Raw genomic sequence first — 6404 nt, forward strand, 5'->3', positions numbered from 1 at the left:
TGCTCGGAGCGGCACTTGGGATTGTTCGCCTGACCGACCTACGCCCGCGGATTTCCGATATGGGTCATTAGCGCCGTTTTGACCGTCGGCCGGTCACTTCGGGTCTACCCCGATAAACAGACATCGTCAGGCCCGGCCGGCATGTCTCAAACGTGCCAAAGGCGGACATGGCGGGTATAAGTCGCGCAAAGAAAAAGCCGCCCGAAGGCGGCTCTCAATTCAAACCTGACTATCGTGGATCAGGCGAAGCGAAATGCTGGCTTTGCCTTCCGACGATATGCGATGAAACCGACGCCTGCGAACCCGAGGATCATCATCGCCCATGTCGAGGCCTCGGGCACGGCAGCAACGTTATCAGTAAAGACTCCGATGCAACCATTCGGGCAAATGGTGTTCGTTGGATCAGCACCCAACGGAACGAACACCTCGCCAGAAATCGGATCAACCGCAACGGAGTGGTCATTGGCTGTGGTCATGACGTTCTGCAAGAACAAATCTGAATTGCTGGCAACGATGCCTAGGACGGGTCCGCCCGGATTAAAGCGAGCTGCAATAAACCACCGACCGGTTTTTGGATCGTACCATACTTGATCTTCGCCGCTGACTTGAGGAATGACCTTGACGAGCGGCGATGCAGCGGTTGGGTCAAGGATGACGGTACCCCCAGTAGCGTTACCGTTGCCCAACAGAATTTGACCATTGGCAGCGATAGCGAGACCGGTCGGCGAATAGCTTGCGATGCCGAGGCTCGCGAGGGAAATTACCCGTAAAACATTGCCAGTGGCAGGATCGATTTCTGCGATGCCGCCGGACTTGTCGCCGCCGATTGATGGAAGTGCTACAAAAAACGTGTGGGTCTTCGCGTTATAGTCCGAAGCTTCCATGCCGTCACCGGGGGCCGCGCCGGGTATGGTTATGTTCCCTTTGATGATTGCACCTGTCTTTGCATTGATCAGCGTGGCGAACGCTGGGCTGTCCGCATTATTGGCTACGAGAAGCCTATTGGTGTTCGGATCGAATGACATCTCATCGACTCGAAACTTGCCCGAGGTAAATGTACTAGCAAACTGGGGATTATTCGCCGGATTGGAGGTGATATTAAACCCCAGCAGGTTGCTCGGGCCGTTCCCAGCGTAGACTTGATGCTGACCCGGTAAGTTTATGACTTGAACGCCGTCTGGCCCGGAGGTGCTGGTAGAGGAGGTCTGGCCAGAGAACAGACAGCAGGTTCCACCAATACGCCCGACATAGCTATTAGTCTGGGCCGAGAAAATGTCCACGGCAGCATTGGACCGGTCCGCGACGTAGTCGAGTTGCGTCGAGGGATCGAAATAGCTGATATCAAAGGACGAAAATGCGCCCCCGGGCTGGACGTTACTCGGACTCGGCGGGACGGCGATGGTGTCGGTCAGTACGTAATCGGCGTGCGCGGTTGCCGTAGCTGCCGCGATTGAGATCAAGGCTGCTCCAGCCGCAATCAAATATCTCGTCGATGTCATATGCTGGCTCCCATAAAAATATGGTTGCCTGCCCCACCGAGAGCGTACTCGCCACATTGCTGCCGCGACATGACAATTTGAAGCAATTTGAAGCAATTTGAAGCAAAGTGTCGCGTAGCTCTTATGCAAAAAAGCGAGAAATGTTGCGCTGCCGCAACACAACGTATGGTTGGATTGTGGTGATGAGGGCGCCGCTGCGCAGCAGATCGTGCGCAAGATCAGCTCAAACAAAAAAACCGCATGGCGCTTGGTAGGCGGCGTAACCCCGAACTCTCCGAAGGCTGAAAGGTTCCGAGAGATAGACTATTAGGCCGAATGTCCGTTCAGGGTCAAACTGAGAAGTCCGGAGGCTCAACCGGGAGGTCGGCTTTGCCCCGAATAGCAGACATGCCCAGAGTCCATCGGCATGTCTCAAACGTGCCAATTTCGGAAGTCGCCAGCCTTGCGGAATCTCGCCGCTCGTCGAGTTTATTCCTTAGAGTATCGCAAGGCGCTGATTTACTGTCGATCTACCCGCACACTTGCGGTCCCGCTGCCAATCATACCAAGCTCGCGCGCGGCCGCGGTGCTGACATCAATAATGCGCCCTCGACCATAAGGGCCACGATCGTTTATCCGCACGGTTACCGAAAGCCCGTTGCTCATGTTGGTCACTAGAACATTTGTGCCGAATGGCAACGTTCGATGGGCGGCCGTATAACCATTTCGGCCTGTTACCTCGCCACTGGCGGTCCGACCGCCGCGATAATATGCGGCGCGCCCAGTCTCGGCTAGAACGGGCGGGGACGCCGCTATCCCGGCTAGCAGCACCAAAACAATGGCAGCGAAAAATCTCCCGGCCATGCTCTAGCTACTCCCTAGGCCGCCGTAGGTCGCGAAGTACTTACCAGGCAGAGAGCCGCTCCTAACCACCGCGACCTGCCGATAGGAAAGCGTCGCCAAGGGACTGTCCCTTCCTGCGGCCACGCGACGTATAGAGAGAGCCTACCTGCCATTCTTGGTGGCAAAATCTCACTCAGATTTTCGGCGCAAGATCGGCCCGCTGAAACACCGGTGTTCTTCGATCTCGTCGGGCGCCGCATCAGAGGGCGTGGCCGCCGTAACGCCTCGCTAGTGACAGATCAATCAGCAACGTTCAGTACCAGCGTCCACGGCCGTACCAACCGCCGCCGCCAAGCAGCATAATGAGAACAACAATGATGAGAAGGGTGGTGATATCCATGCGTCTTCCTCCAAATGCTGCATATTGCGCAGCCTCGAATTCTAGCTTTTTGACAACGTTTGGCCGGTTGTCCGGTTCCAGGAGCCCACGTCGCGAGATGGCGCGGGTCATGACGCTCGCGCTAAGATAGTCCCCGTGGTCATTCCCGTTTTCGATCCCGCTATCGTTGTCCCTGGCGGACCGATCGGGATCATGGCGTGCTCGTACGGCGTATTCGCCCACATCATGTATGGCCTGGTTGGAGCGGCATCCAGCTGTCGTGCACTGATGGATATGGATACCGGCGCCGACCCAAAGCTGAAGGCTGACGCCGCTGGCCGTGAGGGCGGCTTTTGGATCGTACGTCGAGAGTTAGTACTTAAACTCCGGCATGGCCTTCAATTCATCCTTGGTGGCGTTGTACACCGCGTGATCGGGATACCAACGCTTACCGGCGCTGGTTGTGGTGGTTGTCGTGGTGGTAGTTGCGGCACCGGTGGTGGTTCGCGTGGTCCCTTCTGGAGCGGAAGTAGTTGCAGGAGCATTCGCCGGTGCGGATGTTGTTGAGGCAGTTGTCGAGGTCACCGGCTGGTCAACCCACTTCAGCTTATCGAAGCCGACTGCCACGTAGTGCTCGCCCAGGCCGAGAACGCCGCCCACACCTAGAATGACATTGGCCACCTTGCCCGACCTATCCAAAATCACGTCGTTGATGTCGCCGATCTTCTCGTTTGCTTCATTATACACATCGACGCCGGCGAGCTTGGACCCGCGCCATTCACCCTCCTTGTGCGTGGTAGCACTGGTAGTCGAATCCACTTGGTTTGTGGCTGTTTGCGCCGACGCCGCGCCGGTCATCAACGCGGTAGCCAGGAATGCTATTGCAAGACATCTGGAAAGCATGATGTTCCTCCACTGTTTAGGAAACAATATTGCGGTGGGACTTTGGTTCCAGCGGCGGAACAGTAAATAATTTGCCGTCGCGGCAAGGTCTCTGAGAAGCGGTTGACGCTGTTCCGGTGACGCAATCGCGCTCGACTCTAGGCGGCGCGATTGCGGACAAGGGGGGCGATATCCCGCCGCAGGCCAAGGCCTGTCTTCAGCCAGTAGCCGACACCGTTCAATTCGACGATGTCATCCGAAAATTCGGAAACGGCGTTGCCCGCGTACGCACGCAAAGGCCGGCTCTATGTGGCCGCCGTCGTCGATGTCTTCTCTCGCCGGGTGGTTGGCTGGTCGATGCACGCAGCGATGACGGCGCAGCTCGTCACCGATGCCCTCGTTGTGGGTCAATCTCTCCCCTCCCTCGCCGCCGGGCCGGATGCGAAGTCCGCAATGGCCCGAAAGCTGACCTGATTCCAATGCCCTCACCCTAATCGGCGGCACATGCTTCTCGTCCTTTGCAACCGAGGAGTATGACCATGCAGGATCACAGGAATGCGACCCCCGCGTCACATAGCCGAGTGCCGTGGAACAAGGGCAAGTTGACCGGAGCGAAACCGCCGCTGCGACCCAAACACGTCTGGTCGAACCGGACGAAGCTTCAGATTGAAGGCCGCGCTCGCGACCTCGCCATGTTCAATCTGGCCATCGACGGCAAGCTTCGTGGCTGTGACGTCGTCGCCATCCGAGTCGAAGATGTCGCCGCCAGCGGATACACGGCGGATCGCGCAACGGTCCGACAGAAGAAAACCGGACGGCCCGTCAGATTTGAATTGAGCAGACGCGCCAGGCCATCGATGATTATCGAAAAGCCGCCAACAAAAGGCCCGGCGAATTTTTGTTCACTGGTCGTCGCGGTCCAGAAACTAGCATGACAACCCGCCAGTATGCGCGCCTCGTTTCGGAGTGGATCGGCAGCGTTGGACTGGACCCGAGGCTGTTTGGGACACATTCGCTGAGACGAACAAAAGCTACTCTGATCTACCGACGCACCGGCAATCTGAGGGCCGTCCAGCTTCTGCTTGTTGACACCAAAATCGAAAGCACGGTTAGATATCTCGGCATTGAGGTGGACGACGCTTTGGCAATAGCGGAACAAGTTGATGTCTGAAATACCTGGGCAGAGCGGACATGCTCTGCCCGACCTTCAACAGCCGGTTTGTGCCAATAGCGACCATCGCGTTCTGGGTGAGGGCTTCAATAGCGCGCCCACATTCATGGCACTCACGCACCGGTGGAGGAACCGTCCACAGCATCAGAAGCGGACGCTTTGATTTCATGGCACCGGGCATTGATGTAGATCAACTCGCGACCGAAGGAATGCGATATCTTTAGTGTTAGACATACGCCCTGATGCGGCCGGATCGGTCGTCCAACAGTTTGAGTACGGGAGCTTATCCTTGCCGCTGACGTATGCCGTGGGATTTCATTCTATGGAGGTTACCATGGCAGGCATTCGTCTCTTCAACGTCCACTATCTCTGGGAAGATTGTGTCAGCATGTGCCTGGGCGCTCTAATCGTGCTGACCGCGTGGATAGTCGGCGACGTGGGCAGCCAAACCGTTGCGGCCAACGCCACAATAGTTGGCATTCTCGTGCTGGCACTCGGAGCATCCGAGTTCTTGGATTTGCGCCGCTGGGAGGAGGGCCTTGAAACCGCGTGCGGGTTGTGGCTGATCGCGTCACCATTCATTCTTGGCTACGCCGATGCCGGCATGCTCCGATATTGGCACTTCGTCCTTGGCGCCGCCGTCGTTCTGCTAGCGATGTTAGAACTGCGGCAAGACTGGACTCTGAGCAACGCTGAGCTTACCCGCCACAGCGCACGATAAGTTTCGACACGACACCGGTCGAACGCGCAGCATTGGTCCGCGCAATGCCGCGCGACCGATTTATGATCCCGTGCTTACCGACGGCATGGACGTTCGCGACCAGATGCACCGATGATTGAGCGAGTCCGACCGTGCGAATGCCTGGTGTTCTGGGCATGCTATGGCAACCGCGCTCACGATTGAGCAATCAAAGGGCGGAGCCCGCGGATAAGGTGACGCTCCTTTGGAGGAAAGGGTTATCTATGACAAGCATCCAATCGATCGCTGTGACGACGGTGTTCGGCCTTGGACTGGCGTTCGTCCCAGCCGCTTGGGCTGACCCTGCGAGTGACGCCTGCGCGGCTCTCGTAGACGCGCGTAGCGCGCTGTATTCGATGATGAACGCCAAGGACAAGTCCGCGCAGGATGCGCTCAACGCGAAGGTGCAAGCGGCAAGCACCAAGCTTGATTCCGTACTTGCCGGCATGACCGGCGCCCACGCCAAGGTGGCGGCCGACTTCAAGGCAGTCTGGGATCAGTTCAAGGCGACGCGTGAGAAAGAGATCATACCGGCGATCTACAAGGGCGACGCCGACGATGCCAAAAAGATTACCAACGGCATTCAATCCGAGCGTCTGTCCAAGATGTGGGGCATCATGTCCTGTAAAGTAAGGTGAATTGCCCGGAGCGGCCATCCTGCCGCCGCGCCTCCTAGAAGCGTAATGAATTCGCGCCGCTGTATGTCCGCCCCCAAGCTCCGAAGACGGCTCCTAACGGCTCAAACTAGCATTTTGATAGGGGCTGGAACCGACATCAAAAACATTCCCGCAGTGCATAGCCAATGTCGCTGTTGGGTCAATCGCGTCGGTTTAACGATGTCCCCGTCGCTTCCGCTTTACCCCTGATAGCCGACCTTCGTCGGAAGGGTCGGCATGTCTCAAACGTGCCAGA

General features: G+C 57.4%; 6 protein-coding genes and 2 pseudogenes. 4 read left to right on the plus strand and 4 right to left on the minus strand.

Translation table 11 applies throughout. The features are described from left to right. Positions 1-239 precede the first annotated feature (239 nt). The 4 genes from E8A46_RS29220 to E8A46_RS29235 form a co-directional block, all read right to left on the minus strand. Positions 240-1499, minus strand: coding sequence for a PEP-CTERM sorting domain-containing protein (locus tag E8A46_RS29220; protein ID WP_291568574.1), 1260 nt, complete (start codon positions 1497-1499; stop codon positions 240-242). Positions 1500-1997: 498 nt separating this feature from the next. After that, the gene (locus tag E8A46_RS29225) at positions 1998-2342 is read right to left on the minus strand and encodes a septal ring lytic transglycosylase RlpA family protein (protein ID WP_291568575.1); all 345 of its coding nucleotides are present in this window, start codon (positions 2340-2342) and stop codon (positions 1998-2000) included. 292 nt (positions 2343-2634) lie between these two features. Next, the gene (locus tag E8A46_RS29230; protein ID WP_291568578.1) at positions 2635-2832 is read right to left on the minus strand and encodes a hypothetical protein; all 198 of its coding nucleotides are present in this window, start codon (positions 2830-2832) and stop codon (positions 2635-2637) included. 240 nt (positions 2833-3072) lie between these two features. Further along, a complete protein-coding gene (locus tag E8A46_RS29235) occupies positions 3073-3603 on the minus strand; it encodes a PRC-barrel domain-containing protein (RefSeq protein ID WP_291568580.1) in 531 nt (176 codons plus the stop codon). Between the two features lie 273 nt (positions 3604-3876). Here E8A46_RS29235 and E8A46_RS30550 point away from each other — a divergent pair. The 4 genes and pseudogenes from E8A46_RS30550 to E8A46_RS29255 form a co-directional block, all read left to right on the plus strand. After that, positions 3877-3987 (plus strand): annotated as a pseudogene (locus E8A46_RS30550) (DDE-type integrase/transposase/recombinase); the annotation flags it as partial. A 134-nt stretch (positions 3988-4121) separates the two neighbouring features. Next, positions 4122-4753: pseudogene (locus tag E8A46_RS29245) on the plus strand (tyrosine-type recombinase/integrase). A 334-nt stretch (positions 4754-5087) separates the two neighbouring features. Then, positions 5088-5474, plus strand: a complete 387-nt coding sequence (locus tag E8A46_RS29250) for an SPW repeat protein (RefSeq protein ID WP_291568583.1) — start codon at positions 5088-5090, stop codon at positions 5472-5474. Between the two features lie 242 nt (positions 5475-5716). Next, positions 5717-6130: a hypothetical protein gene (locus tag E8A46_RS29255; protein WP_291568585.1), complete on the plus strand. Its 414-nt coding sequence runs from the start codon at positions 5717-5719 to the stop codon at positions 6128-6130. Positions 6131-6404 lie beyond the last annotated feature (274 nt).

Origin of the sequence: Bradyrhizobium sp. (assembly GCF_004799445.1) — a bacterium.
GTDB lineage: Bacteria > Pseudomonadota > Alphaproteobacteria > Rhizobiales > Xanthobacteraceae > Bradyrhizobium.

Excerpts from the sequence above, each read along its gene's own strand:
- E8A46_RS29225 (WP_291568575.1), bottom strand. The coding sequence starts at position 2,342 with ATGGCCGGGAGATTTTTCGCTGCCATTGTTTTGGTGCTGCTAGCCGGG.
- E8A46_RS29220 (WP_291568574.1), bottom strand. The coding sequence starts at position 1,499 with ATGACATCGACGAGATATTTGATTGCGGCTGGAGCAGCCTTGATCTCA.
- E8A46_RS29250 (WP_291568583.1), top strand. The coding sequence starts at position 5,088 with ATGGCAGGCATTCGTCTCTTCAACGTCCACTATCTCTGGGAAGATTGT.
- E8A46_RS29230 (WP_291568578.1), bottom strand. The coding sequence starts at position 2,832 with ATGACCCGCGCCATCTCGCGACGTGGGCTCCTGGAACCGGACAACCGG.
- E8A46_RS29255 (WP_291568585.1), top strand. The coding sequence starts at position 5,717 with ATGACAAGCATCCAATCGATCGCTGTGACGACGGTGTTCGGCCTTGGA.
- E8A46_RS29235 (WP_291568580.1), bottom strand. The coding sequence starts at position 3,603 with ATGCTTTCCAGATGTCTTGCAATAGCATTCCTGGCTACCGCGTTGATG.